The organism is Chryseobacterium sp. FW101-FHT12H09 (assembly GCF_058790395.1).
The window spans coordinates 451,817-473,272 of the sequence record NZ_JBYTCP010000001.1; the positions used below are offsets into that span (position 1 = coordinate 451,817).

20 protein-coding genes are annotated in these 21,456 nt (G+C 34.9%); 3 read left to right on the forward strand and 17 right to left on the reverse strand.

The features are described 5' to 3' along the window. Nucleotides 1-33 precede the first annotated feature (33 nt). The gene (locus AC3WRL_RS02050) at nucleotides 34-465 is read left to right on the forward strand and encodes a DUF1801 domain-containing protein (protein WP_492329622.1); all 432 of its coding nucleotides are present in this window, start codon (nucleotides 34-36) and stop codon (nucleotides 463-465) included. A gap of 68 nt (nucleotides 466-533) precedes the next feature. On the opposite strand, the gene gldG is transcribed toward AC3WRL_RS02050, so the two are convergent. The 5 genes from gldG to kbl form a co-directional block, all read right to left on the reverse strand. Next, complete coding sequence (gldG, locus tag AC3WRL_RS02055) at nucleotides 534-2,201, reverse strand: gliding motility-associated ABC transporter substrate-binding protein GldG (RefSeq protein WP_214826258.1); 1,668 nt, start codon at nucleotides 2,199-2,201, stop codon at nucleotides 534-536. A 4-nt stretch (nucleotides 2,202-2,205) separates the two neighbouring features. Further along, the gene (locus tag AC3WRL_RS02060) at nucleotides 2,206-2,934 is read right to left on the reverse strand and encodes an ABC transporter permease (protein WP_214826259.1); all 729 of its coding nucleotides are present in this window, start codon (nucleotides 2,932-2,934) and stop codon (nucleotides 2,206-2,208) included. Nucleotides 2,935-3,013: 79 nt separating this feature from the next. Then, nucleotides 3,014-3,568, reverse strand: a complete 555-nt coding sequence (locus AC3WRL_RS02065) for a CopD family protein (RefSeq protein ID WP_214826260.1) — start codon at nucleotides 3,566-3,568, stop codon at nucleotides 3,014-3,016. A gap of 66 nt (nucleotides 3,569-3,634) precedes the next feature. Beyond that, on the reverse strand, nucleotides 3,635-4,168 hold the full coding sequence (locus AC3WRL_RS02070; RefSeq protein ID WP_214826261.1) for a hypothetical protein: 534 nt from the start codon (nucleotides 4,166-4,168) through the stop codon (nucleotides 3,635-3,637). Nucleotides 4,169-4,187: 19 nt separating this feature from the next. Continuing rightward, nucleotides 4,188-5,384 (reverse strand): glycine C-acetyltransferase, encoded by a 1,197-nt coding sequence (gene kbl, locus AC3WRL_RS02075; protein WP_214826262.1) that lies wholly within the window; start codon nucleotides 5,382-5,384, stop codon nucleotides 4,188-4,190. Nucleotides 5,385-5,544: 160 nt separating this feature from the next. Here kbl and AC3WRL_RS02080 point away from each other — a divergent pair, with 160 nt between their 5' ends. Next, nucleotides 5,545-6,414, forward strand: a complete 870-nt coding sequence (locus AC3WRL_RS02080) for a cupin-like domain-containing protein (protein WP_214826263.1) — start codon at nucleotides 5,545-5,547, stop codon at nucleotides 6,412-6,414. A 63-nt stretch (nucleotides 6,415-6,477) separates the two neighbouring features. Here AC3WRL_RS02080 and AC3WRL_RS02085 read toward each other — a convergent pair whose 3' ends face one another. The 7 genes from AC3WRL_RS02085 to priA all read right to left on the reverse strand — a co-directional run bounded on the left by AC3WRL_RS02085 (nucleotide 6,478) and on the right by priA (nucleotide 15,567). Beyond that, nucleotides 6,478-7,053, reverse strand: a complete 576-nt coding sequence (locus AC3WRL_RS02085; RefSeq protein ID WP_214826264.1) for a dihydrofolate reductase family protein — start codon at nucleotides 7,051-7,053, stop codon at nucleotides 6,478-6,480. Between the two features lie 154 nt (nucleotides 7,054-7,207). Continuing rightward, nucleotides 7,208-7,660 (reverse strand): hypothetical protein, encoded by a 453-nt coding sequence (locus tag AC3WRL_RS02090; protein WP_214826265.1) that lies wholly within the window; start codon nucleotides 7,658-7,660, stop codon nucleotides 7,208-7,210. 55 nt (nucleotides 7,661-7,715) lie between these two features. Further along, nucleotides 7,716-8,033, reverse strand: coding sequence for a hypothetical protein (locus AC3WRL_RS02095; protein ID WP_214826266.1), 318 nt, complete (start codon nucleotides 8,031-8,033; stop codon nucleotides 7,716-7,718). Between the two features lie 396 nt (nucleotides 8,034-8,429). Beyond that, nucleotides 8,430-9,344, reverse strand: coding sequence for a T9SS-dependent choice-of-anchor J family protein (locus AC3WRL_RS02100; RefSeq protein ID WP_214826267.1), 915 nt, complete (start codon nucleotides 9,342-9,344; stop codon nucleotides 8,430-8,432). Nucleotides 9,345-9,472: 128 nt separating this feature from the next. Further along, on the reverse strand, nucleotides 9,473-11,326 hold the full coding sequence (locus AC3WRL_RS02105; RefSeq protein ID WP_251040495.1) for a M1 family metallopeptidase: 1,854 nt from the start codon (nucleotides 11,324-11,326) through the stop codon (nucleotides 9,473-9,475). Nucleotides 11,327-11,485: 159 nt separating this feature from the next. Then, nucleotides 11,486-12,958, reverse strand: a complete 1,473-nt coding sequence (gene dacB, locus AC3WRL_RS02110) for a D-alanyl-D-alanine carboxypeptidase/D-alanyl-D-alanine endopeptidase (protein WP_492329623.1) — start codon at nucleotides 12,956-12,958, stop codon at nucleotides 11,486-11,488. Nucleotides 12,959-13,119: 161 nt separating this feature from the next. Beyond that, nucleotides 13,120-15,567, reverse strand: coding sequence for a replication restart helicase PriA (gene priA / locus AC3WRL_RS02115; protein WP_261511400.1), 2,448 nt, complete (start codon nucleotides 15,565-15,567; stop codon nucleotides 13,120-13,122). Nucleotides 15,568-15,671: 104 nt separating this feature from the next. Here priA and AC3WRL_RS02120 point away from each other — a divergent pair, with 104 nt between their 5' ends. Beyond that, complete coding sequence (locus AC3WRL_RS02120; protein ID WP_261511399.1) at nucleotides 15,672-16,421, forward strand: sulfite exporter TauE/SafE family protein; 750 nt, start codon at nucleotides 15,672-15,674, stop codon at nucleotides 16,419-16,421. On the opposite strand, the gene AC3WRL_RS02125 is transcribed toward AC3WRL_RS02120, so the two are convergent. The 5 genes from AC3WRL_RS02125 to AC3WRL_RS02145 form a co-directional block, all read right to left on the reverse strand. After that, nucleotides 16,422-17,330 (reverse strand): AEC family transporter, encoded by a 909-nt coding sequence (locus tag AC3WRL_RS02125; RefSeq protein WP_492329624.1) that lies wholly within the window; start codon nucleotides 17,328-17,330, stop codon nucleotides 16,422-16,424. 182 nt (nucleotides 17,331-17,512) lie between these two features. Continuing rightward, nucleotides 17,513-19,993, reverse strand: a complete 2,481-nt coding sequence (locus tag AC3WRL_RS02130) for a beta-mannosidase (RefSeq protein ID WP_492329625.1) — start codon at nucleotides 19,991-19,993, stop codon at nucleotides 17,513-17,515. Then, nucleotides 19,986-20,195, reverse strand: coding sequence for a GxxExxY protein (locus AC3WRL_RS02135; protein WP_315941743.1), 210 nt, complete (start codon nucleotides 20,193-20,195; stop codon nucleotides 19,986-19,988). Before AC3WRL_RS02135 ends, AC3WRL_RS02130 begins: the two co-directional genes overlap by 8 nt. A gap of 38 nt (nucleotides 20,196-20,233) precedes the next feature. Further along, nucleotides 20,234-20,374 (reverse strand): GxxExxY protein, encoded by a 141-nt coding sequence (locus AC3WRL_RS02140; RefSeq protein WP_315941742.1) that lies wholly within the window; start codon nucleotides 20,372-20,374, stop codon nucleotides 20,234-20,236. Nucleotides 20,375-20,714: 340 nt separating this feature from the next. Then, entirely contained in the window at nucleotides 20,715-21,377 is a 663-nt protein-coding gene (locus AC3WRL_RS02145; RefSeq protein ID WP_261511396.1) for a copper homeostasis protein CutC, read from the reverse strand. Between the last annotated feature and the right edge of the window lie 79 nt (nucleotides 21,378-21,456).

Consider the following 21,456-nt stretch of genomic DNA (forward strand, 5'->3'; position numbering starts at 1 on the left):
TCTTTTATTTTCTTATTCTCATAAACTCCCTATATGACAACAGAAGAACAAATCCAAGAATACATCATTAGTCAACCTGGGCAAAAACGCCACGATATGGAAACGTTGCATCAGTACATTCTGCAGGTAATGCCGGACTGTCAATTATGGTTTCTGGATGGTAAAAACGATAAGGGAGAAACGGTTTCCAATCCTAATATCGGATATGGGTTTCATGTCATGAAATATGCCGATGGAAGCACCAGGGATTTTTATCAAATTGGTATTAGTGCCAACACAACCGGAATTTCTGTTTATGTTCTTGGAATTAATGATAAGAACTATTTACCTCAAACCTATGGAAAAAAAATAGGAAAAGCGAGTGTAACTGGGTATTGTATTAAGTTCAAAGCGATGAAGGATATCGATATCGAAGTGCTTGGAGAGGCGATACGAGATGGAGTTGAGAAAAGCCTGGAGTCATAAAAATAGGTAGACAAAAGTTAATCACAATAAAAAAGAGAAACCCCACAGTTTCTCTTTTTTTATATCATCTAATTAAATTTCCTTTTCCTCAACCAGAAGAACAATCCGCCCAGTAATCCTATGATCACTAGTGGAAGCAGTAAGTTAAACCACTGCCAGTTGGTTTTTTCTTCGGTGATTCGCTGTCTGTCTAATAGTCTTTCTTCGATGTTTCGGTTTCTCAATTCCATCAGGTTACTGTCGTCCAAAAGGTAATCTAAAGCATTTCTTAAAAACTGTTCGTTTCCGAATTGCTCATTCGTCATCAGATCCACTCCTAGCGGCAAAGGCTCTCCTTTGATCACTTTATTTCTCCCTACATCACCGTCCGCAATCACGATCATTTTATTGTTAGGGCTCTCACCTTTAAAACCTTGATATGATTTTCTTTCAATCCTTGATGCGTATGCAGAAGTAAACTTCCCCTCCAATGCTACGGCAAAGATTTTCGGAGTACTTGGTTTTTCCATTTGTCCCAGACTGTCAACACTTGAAATCTCTTTCAGATCAACATAGTTGGGAACCTGTTTCAATAAAGTTCTTTCACTGGATTCAAAAAGAACTTTGGTTTTGATATTTTTTCTGCCTAAAGTATCAATCGATGTCGGAAATTCAAATTTTACCGGATTGATATTTTTAGTAATCGGATCGTTCTTTTCAGCAATTCCTAATGGGAAATACGGCCATGGAAGGCTTGTATATTGAGGGTTACCACTCACCTCTCCTGTTACCAGTCTCAACAAAGCAAATTTCTTTACATCTTTTACCAAAGCAGGATTGATCCTGATTCCGTAATTAAAGAAGAAATCCGTCATATTAATATCAACAGGGAAAGGCATTACTTTTTTAGATCTTGTCAGCGTATCCATTTCTGCATTCACCGCATCGATCATCCATAATGTTTTTCCACCATTCATGATGTATTGATCCAGGATCACTTTTTCACCATCTGTAAATGCTTTTCTAGGTTTTGCAATGACTAAAGCGCTCATCTGCTTTAACAAAGGAATATCCGCAGCACTTAGCTCAACCTGATTTTTAGGAATAACCGGTCCGGCATCATAATTTTCTAATGCCAAATGCATGAAACCCTGGAATTCACCGGGACTTAATTCATCCTGATTCACCAAAACCCCTATTTTCTTTCTCTTATCGGTCGCAATATTTTTGATATTGGAAACAAGGTTGTATTCTAAATTCTCAATAGATTTCGTCAGCTGCTCATCCGCATTGATGTTCGCCTGCTGTACCACCAACGGGATAGAAACTCCGCCTTTGTTGTATTTAAGCACCGCATACGGAAACAATACGATCTGTGAAACTTTACCATCTTTTACATCCGGAAGAACGGAAGGCTGCATTCCCATAGCCATCAACGTATCCTGAGACATTTTGGTTTTAATGGGATCGATAAATTTAAAATCTATTTTTGGATTGATCTTTCTGAATTCTTCCAGCATAAACTTTGTTTCACTCTGCAGCTGCTTGAAACTTGCCGGGAAATCACCTTCTAAATAAACCTCAACGGTTAAAGGCTTTTTAACCGATTCCAATACTTTAATGGTATTATCGGAAAGGGTGTATCTTTTTTCTTTGGTTAAATCCAATCTGATTCCTGAAATGGCCAAAATAATAACCAATGGCAGGATCACAAACAGTAAAATTCCTAATGGAGACTTGAATGATATCTTCTTCATAATTCTACTTCTTTTTATTGATAAAATGATTGGACAATACTAACGAAACACCAATGATGAAAACAAAATAGGCTACATCTTTAAAGTCAATCAGCCCTCTTGTAAATCCAAGAAAATGCTGATAAAAACCTATATTCTGTAAGATAAAATCGGCTCCGCCTAATAATTTATAACTCGCTAACTGTTCGATTCCGAAATACATGATAAAGCACATGAAAACACCCAACAGGTAAGCCATGATCTGATTCTGAGAAAGCGATGAAGCTAAAATTCCAACTCCCGAAAAAGCGGCAATAAGCATGATCAATCCGATATAACTTCCGAAAGTCATTCCCAGGTCAATATTTCCTTCAGGAACTCCTAAAACATACACGGTATACAGATAGATCAGTGAAGGAATCAGGCATAAGATCCCAACTACCCAAACGGAAAGAAACTTTCCTAATACCAAATCTGAGACTTTTAAAGGCTGTGAGAACAACCAGTTTAAAGTTCCGGTCTGTTGTTCTTCTGCAAATGTTTTCATGGAAAGTGCAGGAATAATGAACATCAATAACCAAGGAACTAAAACAAAATAGCTCTGTAAAGAGGCCATTCCGATCTCAAAGATATTAGAATCGTTATCGAAAAAAAACAAAAAAAGAGTCGCTATCAGACTGAAAGCTGCGATGATGATCCACGCACTCCAGTTCCCGAAGTAACTCCAAAGTTCTTTTTTAAAAATTGCAATCATAGTTTTATTTAGGGTTTAGGTAATAGGTTGCAGGGCAAAAATTACCTTATCAATTATATTTTAATCTATTGTTGGGGGATTAAGATTTTTTCTTTTTGTTTTTATTGACCAGTTTTACGGTCATCATGATTAAAAATACAAGAACGAAAAATCCGGTAATTAATTGCCACCAGTATTCGATCACTGAAGATTTTAAAATAACCGTGAAGACCACCAGAAATAAAATGAAGGTAGCAATCTCATTTGCCTGTCTCAGTTTTATATTCGCCGTTTCCAAAGTATTTCCATTCAGGGCTTTTAATTGAAGTACCTTTTTCCAACACCAGTAATGGTAAATCGCAAGACCTATCAGGAAAGTGAGTTTTAAATGAAACCAAGGCGTTTTCATTAACCCTGTATTAAGACAGATCATGACTAATCCACAAACGGTCATAATAACTCCTGCAGGAACCGTAATAATATTCCACAGCCTTCTCGCCATGAATGTATACTGTTCTCTTAAGATCTTCTTCTTCTCTTCAGCAAATTCATCGGTATCTTTATAGTAAACAAATAGTCTTACGAGATAAAAAATTCCCGCAAAATAACTGACCATAAAAATAATGTGCAGCGCCTTGATTATTGTGTAAAGCATTTTAAACTTTTCTATTTTTTTTAGGAACTAATCACCTTTTTCATCAGTGCACTCTAGTTTTTATATCTACTTCGTTACCACAGTATCTGTACTATCTGGATCCGGTTTTAACATGATTCTTTTTGCGCCCAACTTGGTATAATACTTTTCCATTTTATTCAAATGGTCATCGCTGGTTTCTTTTCCTTTAATATTATACCCATAATCACTCCAGATTCGGATATAAAAAAGATCTTTAACCAAAACCCTGTAATTGGGTTGTTCAAAGTTTTTGGTAAGATACTCATCCAAGTCTTTCTTTGAACCGAACTGATACACATAAACGCCACCATCATTCAGTTCATCTGTTGGACTGTAGTAAGGAAACGCGTACAGCTTTTTAATTTTTGGGGCAATATCCTGATTGGCAATTTTTGAAATGATACCGGGATTATCTGTTACAAATGGTACCTGGGTAATCCCGATAGATTTCATTTCTTTATTTATTTTTACAGGCTGCATTCCCTGAAGCTCAACATTTTTAAGATCAAAATCCATAATATTCTGAGCAGAAAAACTTTGAAAACAGATAAAACCGATAATCAAAAGTATATTTTTCATAAGCCTGTATTTTTTTGTTTTAAGAAATCACACTCAGCTCTTTCCCCACTTTTTCAAAAGCAGCGATTGCTTTATCCAAATGTGCTCTTGTATGAGCTGCAGAAAGCTGAACTCTTATTCTAGCTTTTCCTTTCGGAACTACAGGATAGAAGAATCCGATTACATAAATTCCTTCATCCATTAGTTTCTCTGCCATCTTCTGAGCCAAAGGCGCATCGTATAACATAACCGGAACAATTGCTGCATCACCATCAGGAATATCAAAACCTTTAGCTTTCATTTCTTTTCTGAAATATTCTGCATTTTCCATTACCTGATCACGAAGTGATGTATCGTCAGAGATCATATCTAACACTTTCAATGCTGCACCTACGATTCCAGGAGCTAATGAGTTTGAGAATAAATATGGACGGGAACGCTGTCTCAACATATCAATGATCTCTTTTTTACCGGAAGTAAATCCACCCAATGCTCCACCTAATGCTTTTCCTAAAGTAGAAGTAATAATGTCTACTCTACCCATTACTTCATTGGCTTCGTGTGTTCCACGGCCTGTTTTCCCAATGAAACCGGTTGCGTGAGAATCATCCACCATTACTAAAGCTCCATATTTATCGGCAAGATCACAAACACCTTTCAGGTCAGCAACGATACCATCCATTGAGAAAACCCCATCGGTAACGATAATGGTAAATCGGTGATTTTTTTCAGAAGCTGCAATTAACTGAGCTTCCAGATCCTGCATATTATTGTTTTTATAACGGTATCTCGCTGCCTTACAAAGACGAACCCCATCGATAATTGAAGCGTGATTCAGTTCATCTGAAATAATAGCATCTTCTTCTGTAAATAACGGTTCGAAAACACCACCATTCGCATCAAAACAAGCTGCATACAAGATCGTGTCCTCTAATCCTAAAAACTGAGCAATCTTTTCTTCCAATTGCTTATGAATATCCTGAGTTCCACAGATAAAACGAACAGACGACATCCCGTATCCATGAGATCCTATCATATCCTGAGAAGCTTTCATGACTTCCGGATTGTTGGATAATCCCAAATAATTATTCGCACAGAAGTTTAACAGCTTTTTACCATTAGCTTCTATTTCCGCACTTTGCTGAGAAGTAATGATTCTTTCTCTCTTGTAAAGCCCGTCGTTTTCAATATTTTTAAGTTCGTTCTGTAAATTTTGAAGATATTTTTCAGAGATCATTTTTAGTAATTTTTTAGATGCGCTAATTTAGTAAAAAGGCGGTAAACTATTCTATTTTATGATTCTTATTCTAAAAAATTGAGGTAAAACATTCATTTTAACAAATAGTCTACTAATTTAGTAGGATAATAATTTTATATTTGTCCTTTAAATTCTAAAAATGAAATTAACAACGGTACAAAAAGTTAGAAAAATACCCTCCAGAAACTTCCTGAATTTATATATGAAACCTTGCGTGCCTGTTATCCTGGAAGATTTTGTAGATCCGGAAAGTCCGGCTTTTAAAAAATGGAATTATGATTATTTTAAAGAGATTGCAGGGAATCATTTGGTCAATATTTATGGTAGTGACCTGGAATCTTTAGACAGAGTGGCCAGTAAACCCATTTCACAGACCCCTTTTTCTGAATATTTGGATCTGATCAGCTCCCAACCTACTGAGCAGAGACTCTTCCTTTTTAACCTCCTAACGATAAAACCGGAGATGAAAAGTGATATCCATTACAATGATGTCACCAATGGCAAAATTTTAAGATGGCTTCCGTTTATGTTCTTTGGAGGTAAGGGATCCATTACCAGAAATCACATCGACATTGATATGTCCCACGTTTTCATTACCCAGTTTCAGGGCATCAAAAAAATATGGCTGTTTCCATGGGAACAATCGAGTCTGATGTACAAATTACCTTATAATTTTCACAGTTTAGCCAATATCAAAGAACCCGACTATAATGAATTTCCTGCTCTGAAATACGTAAATGGCTATGAAGCGATCATTCATCCCGGCGAAACGCTTTATATTCCTTCCGGATGGTGGCATTATATCCAATATGAAACAGAAGGGTATTCTGTTTCGATAAGAGCCCTGCCGTCCAGCTTGCTCGAGAAGTGGCGGGGTTTTAAAAATCTTGTGATGATCAGGCATTTCGATAATGCCATGCGGAATTTGTTTAAAGAAAGATGGTTTAATTTTAAAGTAGGAAAAGCACATAGGAAAGCGAAAAGAGCAGTTTCAAAAATCTCAAGATAAAATAAAAGCCTTCATAATGAAGGCTTGTTTTCTATGTTCCAATTTTCAGTTTTTATTCAACTCTTATTGATTTTCCTTAACCGGAAGGTATTTATTAAGTACTTTCCCACTATTAAGGGCAAGGGAACTTTCTAATTTTAAAACTTTTCTCCCATTAAAAACAGGAAGTCCTTTTCCAATGGCAACTGGATTAACGATAATATAGTATTCATCAATAAGATCCTGATCGATCAAAGAACTTACAAAATCAGCACCTCCATACACCAGAATATCTTTCCCTGGTTCTTTTTTAAGTGCTTCTACCGTAGCAGTCAAGTCTCCATTTTGTACTTCTAAATTCCTGCCATTAATATTGGTTTCCGTATGGCTAAAAGCAATCTTACGCATATCAACGATCAGTTTTGCTAAAGCATTCGTTGGATTGTCTGGTAAATTATCTGCTACATTTTCCCAGTGATCAATAAACTCCCGTGTCATTTTGCGTCCCAATAAAAGTGTATCACTGGTCTCAGCCAGTTCAACGATTTTCTGAAAGCCAATGGGATCCGGTGGGCTTAGCCATACCCAATCCTGTTCGCCATTCGGACCAGCTACAAAACCATCAATGGTCATTTGCATCTGTAATTTTAATTTTCTCATATGAATTGTTTTTAGTGATTGTGTTTGTGTATCTTGTTGAATTACAAATTTAAAGGAAAATATAATGAAAGATCCGAGAAATTTTCTCGGATCTTTATAATTTGTTAGTCTACTTTATTTGAATACAAGTGGGACGTTTGCATCACCTAGAAAACTACTTAATTTTATCAATAATATGTTTCTCAAATTTTCTTTTGATCTCTGTATTTTCCTTTTCTGACAAATCTTTATTAATTAAATGCGTTGAACCATTTAGTCCTTTACTTACACTAAAAAAACCTACTTTCGTTTCGTTTGGCCCATTACCTTCTCTTGTCCAAAACTCCACAATATCATTTGTATCTTTAAAATAAAAGTAAAAGTAATACCAATGAGAATCTCTTCCATCTAATAATTCGGTTTCTTTGCCTGCCCATTGTAATTTGGGAACTTTATAATCCAAATTATCTTCTTTTAATTTAATAATTGTATTAATTACTTCTTTTTCTGACTTAGGAATTACATATGTCTCTGCATAGGGATAGCTACCTCCTGAAAATTTATTGATGTCTTTACAAGACAAGATTGATAATAAATAAACTAAATTAATAATAAATATTTTTTTCATAATTACCTTTTAGGTATATTAGTAACACCTACACTGGATTTTTTATAATCATTTTCTATCTGCATAGGTCCAAATTGTGGTTGTGTAATAATTTTAAAGATTGTTTTGGAGCTGCTGCTATACCCAAACCAACACCAAATACTGCTGCTGCACCTCTATCTAAAATTCCAACAAATGGATTAATAGCAATTGAAAGTTCCTCTTTAACAAAATTATAATCTGCTCCGATTGCTCTTGTATCTGTTAATAAACCTGAAGCTCCTGCTGTTCCTAAATTATCATACCTCCTATCATGGCCAATTGCAGGATATTCTGACAGAAAATTGAGTACATATTCATAACTAGCTTTCCCCCCCGCTGGCGCGAGCGTCACGCTCGTAGCCCATTCACTAATTACAAATTTAAGTCTATTTCCAAAATTTCCTGATCATCATTATAGTAATTTCTTGCACTACTATATTTCCATCCATTAGGTCATTTTATAATTATTTTTTGCCTGGTTTAAAAAATCTAGTATTTGTTCTCGTCATTGATACAATCCCGGGCGCGAGGATCACGCTCGTTGCCTATTCATATATTACAAATTTAAACGAAAGTACAATGAAGATCTGAGAACTTCATTGTATCAGACCAATTTATAACTCGTTATTTTATTTTAGATACGAGCAAGATGCTTGTCACAAAAAAGGAACTCTTTCAAATTTACAAACAATACAAAAGCCTTCGTACGAAGGCTTTTGATTGAGTTTTCAAAGTTAGATATTTCAAGCTATTTTTTAATAAATTTGCTTGTATATTTTGAGTCTTTTGTTAGAATATTCACAATATAATTACCACTTGTCAAAGCCGAAACATCAATTACAGAATGGCTCTTATCAATAACATTAGATTTCACTACCTGAACTGCCTTTCCTGACATATCATAGATTGAAATAGCTGTTATTTGCTGATCATTTTTTAGACTTACATTCAGTTCTTTATCAGCTATTGTAGGATAAACTGATAGACTTTTCTTTGTTTCTACTTCGTTGGTTGCCAATGTAGTTCTTGTTACTGCAAAAGTATCAACTCCTATAATATTTGAATTGGCTCCATCAGGTCCACCATCAGTAACAAAATAACGGAAAGCCATTCTCATACTGGTATCTGCAGCTAATCCGGTAACTGTATAAGAATATTGAGTCCAGGTTAAAGGATATCCATTTACAGCTGTTGTATTTGTCGTCAGGTTTGGATTAACAGAAACTGCCAAATTCGTGAAAGAACCCACCCCAGTCTCTCCCGCGGGGATTGTTGAAGCTGCTCCCTGATCACTTAATCTAAACTCCAATCTATCAGGAAAATTTCCTGAAGTTCCTCCTTTTCTTGTGTAAAACGAGATTACGTCACCATTTTTTACAGTAATTGGTGGTGTAATTAACCAATTGCTTATAGTACCACTCCCATCTACACTATTAAAATTACATAATGTAAAAGAAGTAGCACCGCCAGCTTGCCCACCACCGGCAAACGCAGTACCTCCACCCTGCGCCCATAAACTTAATCCTGCTGGATTACTTTGATTAGTTGTAGTCCAGCCCGCAGCTGCTAAAGTACTGAAAGTATCGAAACCCTGGCTAAAAATAACCTGAGAATACGCTATCAAATTGCTAAGCAAAGACAGCAATAGTAAAATTTTTTTCATAACATTTTCATTTATTTGTTATATCAAATTTAACTATTATTTTCAATAATTAAATATTTTTCAATAAAAATGTTACATTTAATCAAAATATCGCATTTCATTAAAAACACGATATTCTGATTAATTTTTTACTCCTTCACAAACTTAATATTCCTTTCTTTTATTTTAAATACATACACTCCTGGAATTAATTCAGCAACATTAATAGATTTACCAGGTTGATAAATTCCTGTTTTCACCAATCTTCCTTCAGCTGAATAGATGATAAAATCTGTTGGCTTATCTATTCCTTTAAAGTATAATTCGTTTTTAGCCGGATTTGGATACAGTGCAAATTGATCTTTCTCAAAATCCTGAGTACTTAAAGTATTATCATTTGTTACTGTAGAGTTGTTCTCTAAAATCTGATACTCATAATTGAACTGTACACTGGCAATAGGAAATGGTACAGATTCTACAAAATACTGATTATTTGAAGTATTATTTAAAACAAGATAGGCCACCTGACCTGCAGTACCATTTACTTTTATTGGAAGCGGCATTTCATAAAAGCTTACCGAAGCATTGCTTTGAGTCTGCCCTACCTTAATCGTTATAGTCTGATTCGAAGACTGCCTCCATCGGATATCATAGGTTGGGTATCCCTCGCCATACACCCAATCATTGAAAAATCCAGTAAAATCTCTACCTGTAGATTGCAATAAAGAAGCAGTCAGATCTGCAGTTTTCGCATAATTATAGGCTAAATTCGGTCTGGAGTGATATTCTTTAATGGCCTGATAAAAAGTAGCATCACCTAAAATCCATTTCAACATTCTAAGAATATACCCTCCTTTTGCATAAGACAATCTTCCACTGAAAATAGTTCCTTGACTTCCCAGGTTAGCATCAGCCACATATGTACTTCCTCCAGGAGCACTTGTAACGTAATCTTTCTGATCTTCCAGATAATCCATAAATTGAGATTGGGTCATCAATAATTTTTCATTCGCAAGATGTTCTCCAAATGTTGCAAACCCCTCATTCAACCATATATCATTCCATGAACCACAGGTTACCTTATCACCAAACCATTGGTGTGCCAGCTCATGAGCAATAACCGATCTTCCCCAACTACTCATAGAAGACATTGTCTGATGCTCCATACAGACACCCCCATATTGAAACTCCATATGCCCATACTTTTCATTGCGAAAAGGATATGGACCAAAATAAGTTTCAAAGGTATTCATGATCTGCTTTGTCCATTCTATATTAGACATTACAGCTGGATTATTTATTGTGGTAGGATATACATAATTTACAAAAGGAAACGGGGGATTTCCCATTGTATCATTCAGTTTAACAAAATTTGTAATTGCAAGAGCCACCAGATAAGCACTGGTAGGATACATAGTTCTCCAGAATGTTAGTTTTTTGCTATTTGGAAGTGCTATCTCAGACATAAATTTTCCATTGGCTGCTACACTGTATTGATTCGGAGTGGTTATTTTAAAATCAAAACGATCAATCTTATCATTAAGACTTTGTTTTGTTGGAAACCAGTCTTGTGCTCCATAAGGCTCGCTTAATGTAGAAACAATTAGACTACCGTTTTGTGAACCTGTAGAAAATGCACTATTAGCGGTATCAGGTGGACCTGAATATTGTATTGTTAAAGAATCTAATACATTCGCCGGAAGAGAAGCTGGAAAATCAATCTTCACTTCTTTCGTAGCTAACTGCTGGAAATTAAGATTATTCCCATGGTATTTCACTTGAGAAACCGTCAGAGTATTGGCAAGATCAAAATAGATACTGGCCATACTTTGATTGGGTTTAAAATGTGAAGTAACAGAGCCAGAAATAGTATAGATAGCAGGATCTAAACTCACATCCATTCTTTGATACTGCAAATCATAATTTAATGTATTAGGATTGACATTTGGAGCGGTCATCTTTTGAGTAAAGGATTTCATTTCTTTTGCTATTAATCCTTTCATTTCAACATTTTGATTTTGACTACGCAATGATTCAAACGAAATAATGCACAAAATTACCAGATAGAGTTTTTTCATTTTTAAATTTATAATATGGTCAAAGATAAAAAAAACCTTCTAATCATTGATTAAAAGGTTCTTATGATATTTAATTAAATATTTTTAAAGATCTAATGCTGGTTCCAAGAGCTTTTCCATTCTTTTCTTCACCATATCTACAGATCCTGCGTAATTATTAACCATCAAAGAGAAAACCAGTGTTTTCCCTGAGTTCGTTTTCATGTAGCCAGCTAATGTTTTTACTTTATTTAAAGTTCCGGTTTTAGCAAAAATTTGTCCATTCCCGGTTCCTATAAACATTCTTTTTAAAGTTCCTGACTGCCCACCTACCGGAAGTGAAGTCAAATAGGTCTTATAGTATTTCTGCTCCATTAAAGAAGTTAAAAACTTTGCCTGTGAAATTGGAGTAACCGTATTATTTCTTGAAAGCCCACTTCCATCTATATAGCTTAAACCATTAATATCAAAAGCGTTTTCTCTTAAATGGGTTGTTACTACAGTTCTCCCTGATTCTGAAGTCTGATCTCCCAACTTCTGAAAACCTACTGTTTTCAATAAGGCTTCAGCTAATGAATTATCACTATGTTGGTTGGTATAATAAATAATATCACCTAAAGTAGGTGACTTATACGCTGAAATCAATTTTCTGCTCTCAGGTGTAGGATCTGTCATTCTAGGAGTTACTTTTCCTGTAACAGCCACACCACTTTTTACCATAGAAGCTCTTAAAGTATTAGCTAAATAAGCAGGAGCATCAGGCAGTTTGGTTGTCAATATACCTTCCCCTTCATATTTATCTGCATACACCATTTGATTGGCATAAGGAGAAACATAAAAATACTTTTTATCAGAAGAGAAAGAACCTGCTTTTTTCACAATCAGTTTTTCGTTTGCCGGACTGATTTCACGAGTGGTTCCTACAGGCAGATAGTAATTATTATTCTCTAGCCAAACAACATTTTCCGGAAGCCTCGCAATATTACCTTTGAAAAGCGCTGTCTGAATAATAATATCACCATTTACCTTTTTGATTCCTTCATGTGAAATTCCACTTAGGAAATCTGAAACGATCTCTCTATATGATAAAGCTCCACCTTTATTAGTCCCAAGGGACGGATCTCCGCTTCCTATCACATAAAGATTACCATTTAAAACTCCATTTTCATCTATACTTCCTGAATATTCCAACTGCGTCATCCAACGATAGTTTTCCCCTAACAGGTTTAAAGCTGTTTCAGTGGTTAACAATTTCGTTGTAGAAGCCGGAACTAAAGGAGTATTTTCATTGTACGAAGAAATTACTTTCTTAGTTTTCGGGTCATACACTACAAATCCCCACTCCGCATTTTTGAGTACGGGATCCGACACCATTGTGTTTACATTAATATCTACAAGTTCTTTAGCCGACAAAATCGTCCTCTCAACCACCGAAGTTACCGGAGAAGGTAAATTTAAATTCGTTTTTTGATTGTCGTAAGCCTGAGAATAAAGAACAGTAGAAACGGTAGATTGAGCAAGGAAAAACCCAGAAGCCAATACCGCTACACTTGAAATATATTTTCTGAAATTTACCATCTATCTTAGTATTTGTTTTTATGCCTGTCTCATAAAAAACGATTAGTTATAACCATCCAATAAAAGAGCCAAACAATTAATCAACGACCAAAAGTAGAAAATATTGTTAGAAATCAGACCATTATAGTCTAATAAAAGCCTATAAATTTTGTTAAAAATTGTTAAAAATCCACGAAAACGTCTTTTTTGATGCTTTGGTAAGCAGTAATTTCATCGAAATCTTTCAAACTTAGCAAAACTTGATTCTTATACTTTTCATAGTTTTTACCTCGGGGAAGCTTCAGTAAAATCTGAAACTGATATAGATTATTGATTCGTGCAATTTGAGATCTTTCCGGACCTAAGACACATTCTTCAGGAAGATATTTTCTTAATACAGAACCTAAAAACTGAGATGCCCGATTTACTTTATCTTCTTTTCTATGTTTAAGCTCGATCATAATAAGCTTTGTAAAAGGTGGATAATGAAATTTCTGACGTTCTTTTAAAAAATAATAATAGATCTTAGAAACCTTATTCATTTTGAGCAGCTGAAAAACAGAATGTTCGGGATTAAAGGTCTGGATATAGATCTTACCCTTCCCGGAAACTCTTCCTGCTCTTCCTGCAACCTGCGTAATCAACTGAAAAGCGCGCTCTTCTGCTCTAAAATCCTGAACATATAATAAGGAATCAGCCTTCGGAATGGCTACCAATTCGATATGATCGAAATCCAGCCCTTTAGAGATCATTTGTGTACCTACAACGATATCCGTTTCGCGGTCTTCTATTTTTTCATATAATTTCTCATAGGCAAATTTCTTCCGCATAGAATCAACATCCATCCTATCTACTTCATTATCCGGGAATAATTTAGAAACTTCTTCATGAATCTGCTCGACACCTACTCCCCTTTCATTTAGATTTTCGGAATGACATTTTGGACAGGCTTTTGGTTTGGAAGCCCGCTGACCACAGTAATGGCACTTCATTTCGTTAGCCGCTTTATGGTAGGTCATAACCACATCACAATTGGAGCAATAATTAACATATCCACAAGATTCACACTCTAAAACATTAGCATAACCCCGGCGATTGTGAAGAATCATCGCCTGGTTTCTTTCTTCTAATGTTTTTTTTATCTCATCAATCAACTGTAAAGAGAAATTTCCGGAAACTTTTTTAGAATCCTGGGCTTCTTTAAAATTAATCAATTCAAACTCAGGAAGCTGGACATTTCCAAATCTTTCATTAAGGAAAATATACTTCATTTTCTCTTTTCGAGCCAGATAATAACTCTCGACGGAAGGGGTGGCAGAACCTAAAATCACCCGTGCATCATAGAAACTCCCAAATATCAGGGCAGAATCTTTAGCATTAAAATATGGTGATACCTCTCTCGCTTTGTAAGCAGAATCGTGTTCTTCATCTACAATAACCAATCCTATGTTCTGATATGGCAGGAATAAAGCATTCCTTGTTCCAATAAGAATCTGAATATCATTATTTTTAATTCTTCGCCAAACTTCTACCTTTTCGAAATCGGTTAATTTCTGATGATAGAACCCTAGTTTTCTTCCGTATTTTTTTTCAAGCCTCTGCGTAATTTGTTTTGTCAGGGAAATTTCAGGAAGTAAAAACAATACATTTTTACCATTATTTACACATTCTTCTATTTTCTCTAAATAAATATGAGTCTTCCCAGAAGAAGTTACCCCATGAAGCAATACGTTTCTCTTTTCTTCAAAAGCTTCGTCAACCTCTTCTTTTGCTACTTTCTGAGATTCAGAAAGCTCCTCTATCTCTTCAATTTCTCCTTCATAGCTTTCTAATCTGTCTTTTTGCAAATAATATTCTTCAACAAAATTCTTATCTATCAGTGGCTTTAAATGAGAATGTCCAAAAGTGCCATCTTCAAAAAGATCAGATTTTTTGATAAAGCTATCCGGGCTTTCTGTCTGTTGAGATAAAATAATTAAAAAAAGGTCTTTTTGCTTAGGTGCTTTATTCAACTTTGCCAAGATGGCTGTAAGACTTTCATTATCTAAAAGATCTTTATTGATCTTCACATAAGCTACTTCTTTGGCTTTATATTTTTCACCTATTTTTTCATCAATCTCTATATATTGAAGATCAATTAATGAATTGATGGTTTTAATAATATCTTTTTTGGGAATAAATGCTTCCAGATCAGTAAGGTTAATAAGCTGTCTTACTTCAAGCGCCTGGATAAGATACATTTCGTTAACGTCCAGATTTTCAAAATCAACCGTTACATTAGGTTTTAATTTTAAATAAGTTTCACTTTCCAATTTCAAAGAGGATGGAAATGCAAAACGATAGATCTCACCCAAACTGCATAAATAATATCCTGAAAGCCAGTTCCAGAAATCAATTTGTTCCTTTGGCAATATTGGAAACTCATCTAAAATACTGATAACCTCTCTTGGTATAAACCCTTCCGGTTCAATATCATGAATTTCAAAAACAATTCCAGTATAGATCTTTTTTCCACGAAATGGCACCAAAACCCTCATTCCCGTTTGTATTGCAGGCATTAGCTCTTCAGGTACTTTGTAAGTGAAAGAACCTTTTAAATTTAATGGTAAAACAATTTGGGCGTATCGCAAGAGAAATAATTAAAGTGTAAAATTAAATCATTCTTTACAGAACTGCAATTTTTTATTCGTGATTCCATGTTCTGTACCTTATCTTTGTTAATCATTCTTTGTTCATGGAAAATTATATCCTGTTATTTTTTATTGGACTCATGGCTGGAGCGATCAATGCGGCAGCAGGAGGCGGATCGTTTATTACTTTCCCGGCGCTTATTTATGCAGGGGTTCCTCCCATTCAGGCCAATGCATCAAGTACGGTTGCCTTATTTCCCGGAAGCCTGGCCAGTGCCTGGAAATTCAAAGAATATATTAAGCCTTTTCCTGATATTTCAATCACCGCAATGATCATCCTTACTTTGTTAGGGGGCTGTGCGGGAGGTCTATTGTTGTTATATACCCCATCAAGTGGTTTTAATCTTGTTGTTCCCTGGTTGCTTTTACTAGGTTCTCTGGCCTTTGCATTTGGAAAACAAGCTGGTAACTGGCTTAGAAAAAGAATGCATATTGGTGCTGGTTTGGTACTTGGAGCACAATTTCTTTTAGGAATATATGGCGGTTATTTTGGTGGAGCAGTTGGAATTATGATGATGGCTGTTTGGGCGCTATTCGGATTGTCAGATATTAAAGTCATTAATGCCAATAAGACTCTTTTTACAGGAATAGCTAATGCTGTGGCAGTTATTCTGTTTATTTGGGCAGGAAAAGTATACTGGCCTGAAACCTGTACCATGATGATGGCAACAATTCTGGGAGGCTATTTTGGGGCACATTTTACAAAAAAACTCGATCCTGCGAAATTAAGAATGGGAATCGTTATTTTTAATTTTATAATTACTACAGTTTTCTTTATCAAAACATATCTTTAATTAAAAGAACATTTCAATTATTCTATACCAGACAGCAGTTGTTAAAAACCCTATGATAATACTGAAACCAATGGTCAAATTAGTTAGTTTGGTATTGAGTCTAAACTGCTCAACAATAATACTTGAAGTAACAACAGTAGGCATAGCTGCTTCGAAAATAGTAATTTTAGCAACATCTCCTTTTATTCCTAATAACAGGGCCAATCCCAAAACAATAGCTGGTGCTAAAATTAACTTATATAACATGGAAACCGACATTTGAGGGATAAGTTTTTTCCAACCGTTGAATTTAAGTTGCAATCCTACAGAAAACAAAGCTAATGGGCTCACCGTTGCTGCTAATTTGTCAAACAATGGCTCTGCCACTGTAAAATCAATAAACTGAGAAAGAATGATTGCACTTATACATCCTACCAATGGCGGAAAGGTGATCAGCCTTTTTAAAATAAACTGAGCACCAACCTTTCCTGAGGTGCTCCCTCCTTTTACTGCTGCAATAATTCCTAAAGTCGAAAGACTGAAAAACATGGTCTGATCACAAATTACAGCAATACTTAAAAGACGCTCTCCATAAAAAGCACTGATCAAAGGAAAGCCGATAAAAGAAGTATTACTATATCCACTAATGAGTTCCATCGTACTTTGCGAACGCCTTGAATACCCTTTTTTCTTACTATAAACCGCCATAAAAACAAAACAGAACACAGCAATAAGAAATGTAGCAACAATAGGAAAAAGCATTTCCAGTGTCCAATGAACTTTCGGCAAATATTTGAATGAAACCGCTGGAAGAGCAAGGTAGAGGATCCAGGTATTGATCCCTTTGTGAGCATCAGGATGGATGGATTTGGTTGCTTTCAATAGCATTCCAGCCAAAATACATACCGCGATCAAAACAAAATTCACCATAATTGTGTCGGACTATCTCGCAAATTTAAGGTTGATTTTTTAGTTGACCGTGAAAATCAATCTATTTTTTATTGATATGCTATGCGATGGCTATTTTATCTCCCGCAGATTTTGCGGATTACGCAGATCTTTATGTTTTATCGGATTTAATTGATTTAACATATAGGACTGTTTAGATTTAATCAGCGATTAACTGTGTTCCACAAGCTCATTACCTCAACTTTTTCTAAAGATTTTGATAGTTTAATCCGTTTTGAGCTTTTTGGAAGTAAGTCAAAAAAGTTATCACTAAAATGAATATCCCCTAATAAATAAACATCTTTTGCCAGAACATCAGTAGAGACTTCAATTTCAGTTGGTGAAATTTTCCTGATTGTAATATTGGGTTTAGTCAGCTTTAAATCTTTAGGTTTTCCAAAAAAGAAATTATTTTCAGCTACTATTTTAGCATTCTCGCCTTTTAAGGTCAACTTTAAAAAGACTTCATTTTTAGATGAATCAGAAATTAAACGATCTATTTTTACTGGATCAAATTTTACAATTTCATTCAGCGTTTTTTCTTCAGAACTCACTGTCCCGATCACTTCTCCATTAAACTTAACAACCTTTATTTCAACAGTCAGATTCCTAAATACATTCTGATTATCATTGATAGCATACAAATTCAAAGTCCCTTCTTTTTCTTCAGTCAATAAAACCTGCTGTTCAAAACTTCTTTTTATTTGATAGTGCAAAGCTTTCCAATTTCCCAGGTAATCAATGGAAGACCATGAAACAACGGGCCAGCAATCGTTTAGCTGCCAGTATAAAGTTCCCATATTATAGGGTTTTGCACGACGGTGGGCTTCAATTGCAATTTGCATTCCTCGAGCCTGTAGCAATTGAGAAACATAATTATATTTTACAAAATCAGTTGGAACAGGATAATCGCGCTCCATATATTTGTTAATGATCTCCCAACCTCTTCCATGTTTTTCGTGAGCTTTTATCGTAGGACTTTGCAAGCTTAGATCAGGATCTCCAGAAAACATAGATTCAGTCGTTTCCAGACTTGGCATTCCCTGGAAACCATATTCCGACATAAAGCGACCTACTTTTTCATTATATATTTCGAAAGGCTGCTCACCCCACCAAACACCCCAATAATGAGAATCACCTTCTGTTAAACTTTCTTTATGACCCCAACCAATGGATGGTGAACTTGGCCAATAGATATTTTTATCAGCAGCTAAATTCTCTTTTAAAGTATTTGGAATTACTTCATGGAAAACCTTTTTATAATCTTTCCAAACCTGTAGGGAATCTTCTTTTGAATATTTAAATTGCTTCTGATATTCCCAGTTAACAATAGCCTCATCTACCTCATTATTCCCACACCATAAAGCAATAGAAGGATGATTTTGTAATCGATTAACCTGACCTCTTACTTCTTCTTTTACGTTATTCAAAAAGTCCTCATCAGCTGGATAAAAGCTGCCAGCAAACATAAAATCCTGCCATACCAGGATTCCATTTTCATCACAGGCTCTATAGAATTCATCATCTTCATAAATCCCACCTCCCCAGATACGAATCATATTCATATTTGCTTCTTTAGAATCTTTGATCAATTGCTGATATTTCCCCTTGGTAATTCTTGGTGAAAAGCTGTCTGCCGGAATCCAGTTGGTTCCTTTTATGTATAATGGATGTCCATTTACTTTAAAATAAAAAGACTTTCCTTTTCCATCTTTTTCCTGAATAAATTCTATCGTTCTCAATCCGATTCTCAAATCCTCATTTGAAATAATTTTTGAATCTTTTTGTAAGGAAACTTTAACCGTATACAAATTAGGATCTCCCCATCCATTTGGCTGCCATAATTTGGGATTCTCTATTGTAAAAGGAATATCTACATTATTGCTTCCCTTCTTTAATTGGAGTTGATTTTTTTTATTATCAATCGAAATTTCATAGATGCCTTCATTATCAGCAAAGATTTCAAAATGAAAATTTAAATCAGCCATTTGTTTGGTTAGGCCTTTTTGTTCAAATTTTACATTTTCAAGTTTAGCATTATTCCAGAAGCTCAGTTTTACATCTTTCCAAATTCCTGCTGTCACTAATCTAGGACCCCAATCCCATCCGAATTGATATTGAGCTTTTCTCACAAAACTTCTTGGGCTTTCGGGCATCATAAAAGGAACCTTTTTTGCCAGTTCTTTTCCTACATTTACTGCCGATCTGAATTTAATCTGCAGAAGATTGTCGCCCATTTTTACATATTGCTTCACAAGAAATTCCCATTTCCTGAACATATTATCTGTTTTCTTGAGGAGTTTTCCGTTAAGGTAAATTTCAGAAAAAGTATCTAATCCTTCAAAAACAAGATCTATATTTTGATTTTCTAATTCTTCAGATGATATATTAAAATGGGTCTGATAATCCCAATCTTCATTTTCTATCCATTGAGATTTCTTCTCATTTTCATCCTTGTAAGGATCCGGAATCAATTGATTATTCATGAGATCCAAATGAACCGTTCCTGGCACTTTTGCAGGAAGCCATTTTTGTTCTTTTGAATTTTTAAACTGCCATTTTTCAGAGGACAAACTGCGCTCTGAAAACTGTGCAAAAAGAAGATTTTGGATAAATAGAAAAATAAAAAGGAACGTTTTATTCATTAATAAGTTTATTTACAATTCTATGGATTCCATCTTTGATAAGAGGACAATTAAAATTAATCAGTAATCCAAGTTTAATATTTGTCAGTTTTAAATAAGTCAATACTTGCGAATAAAATATAGGATTCATTTCTAGCACCGACTTTACTTCAATTACCTTATTATTAACCATGATATCAATTCTATACGAATTTTCAATCATTACTTCCTTGTATCTTAATGGCAAGGAAATTTGTTTCTCTACATGTAATGTAAGCCCATCTTTGTTAATTCATAAGCCAATGCAGTCTCATAAGCATTCTCTAGTAGTCCAACTCCTATATTTTTATGAACTTCTAACGCTGCACCTATAATTTTATAGGACAATTCATTTTCTGTCATTCATTTGTGTTTTGTGTTTACTTTATTTTTTAACGCAAAGTTTTATTTTTTTTCCTTCACATCGTAAATTAGCAAAGTTTTTAATCAATTAAAATTGATTTGATGAAGCGAATGTTATATGCAGCAGCTTAATCAGCGACTTTGTCGCAATGCTTTGCTCCTTAAAACAATAAAGTATAATATTAAATCTTTGCGTTTAAAAAATATTCAATCTCATCCATCGTTCAGAGGAACGAAAGAATCTCTATTTAGCTATGTTGAGATTCTTTCATTCCGCTTCATTCTGAATGAAAAAAAACAGTCATTAATAATAAATGTTGAGTATATTAATAACTTGAAACTACTTATTCTTCAAAGCAACTACTTCATCTGCATTCGCAAATTGTCCACCATCAGTAATAGCTGAAGAATGAAAGTATCCAGCACTGGTAAATTCCCTGATATCCTGAATATTAGTTGATCTTAGCCCTCCGCCAATGAGAATTTCTATTCTCCCATCAGACAGCTCAACTAATGTTTTAAGGTTTTCTTTGCCTTCAGAAACATTAGGCTTTTGTCCAGAAGTAAGAATGGTTTTAAAACCACAATCAATTACTTTTTCCAAAGAATCCTCCAATCCTTTTGCTCTGTCAAAAGCACGATGAAAAGTACATGGAAGAGGTTGAGCTAATTGAACCAAAATTTTATTTTGCTCAACATTAACCTCATCATTTTCATCTAAAATTCCGAAAACAAAGCCATCAACATTTAATGATTTCAATTGGGTCAACTCGTTCTTCATCTGTTCAAATTCTGCTTCAGAATAGGTAAAATCTCCCCCACGAGGACGAATCATTACAAAAACCGGAATGTTTATTTTTTCTCTGAGTTCTTTTGTTGTTTCAAAACTTGGTGTTGTACCACCTTCACTTAATCCATCACAAAATTCTATTCTGTCTGCGCCATTTTCAAAAGCAATTATTGCAGACTGTGGGTTAAAGCAGGCTATTTCTATCTTTGACATTCTTAAATTCTACTGTTTATATTTTAGCTAAAACTAATTTCATTCTTGTAATTCCAAAAATGAAATTAATTTATTCTAT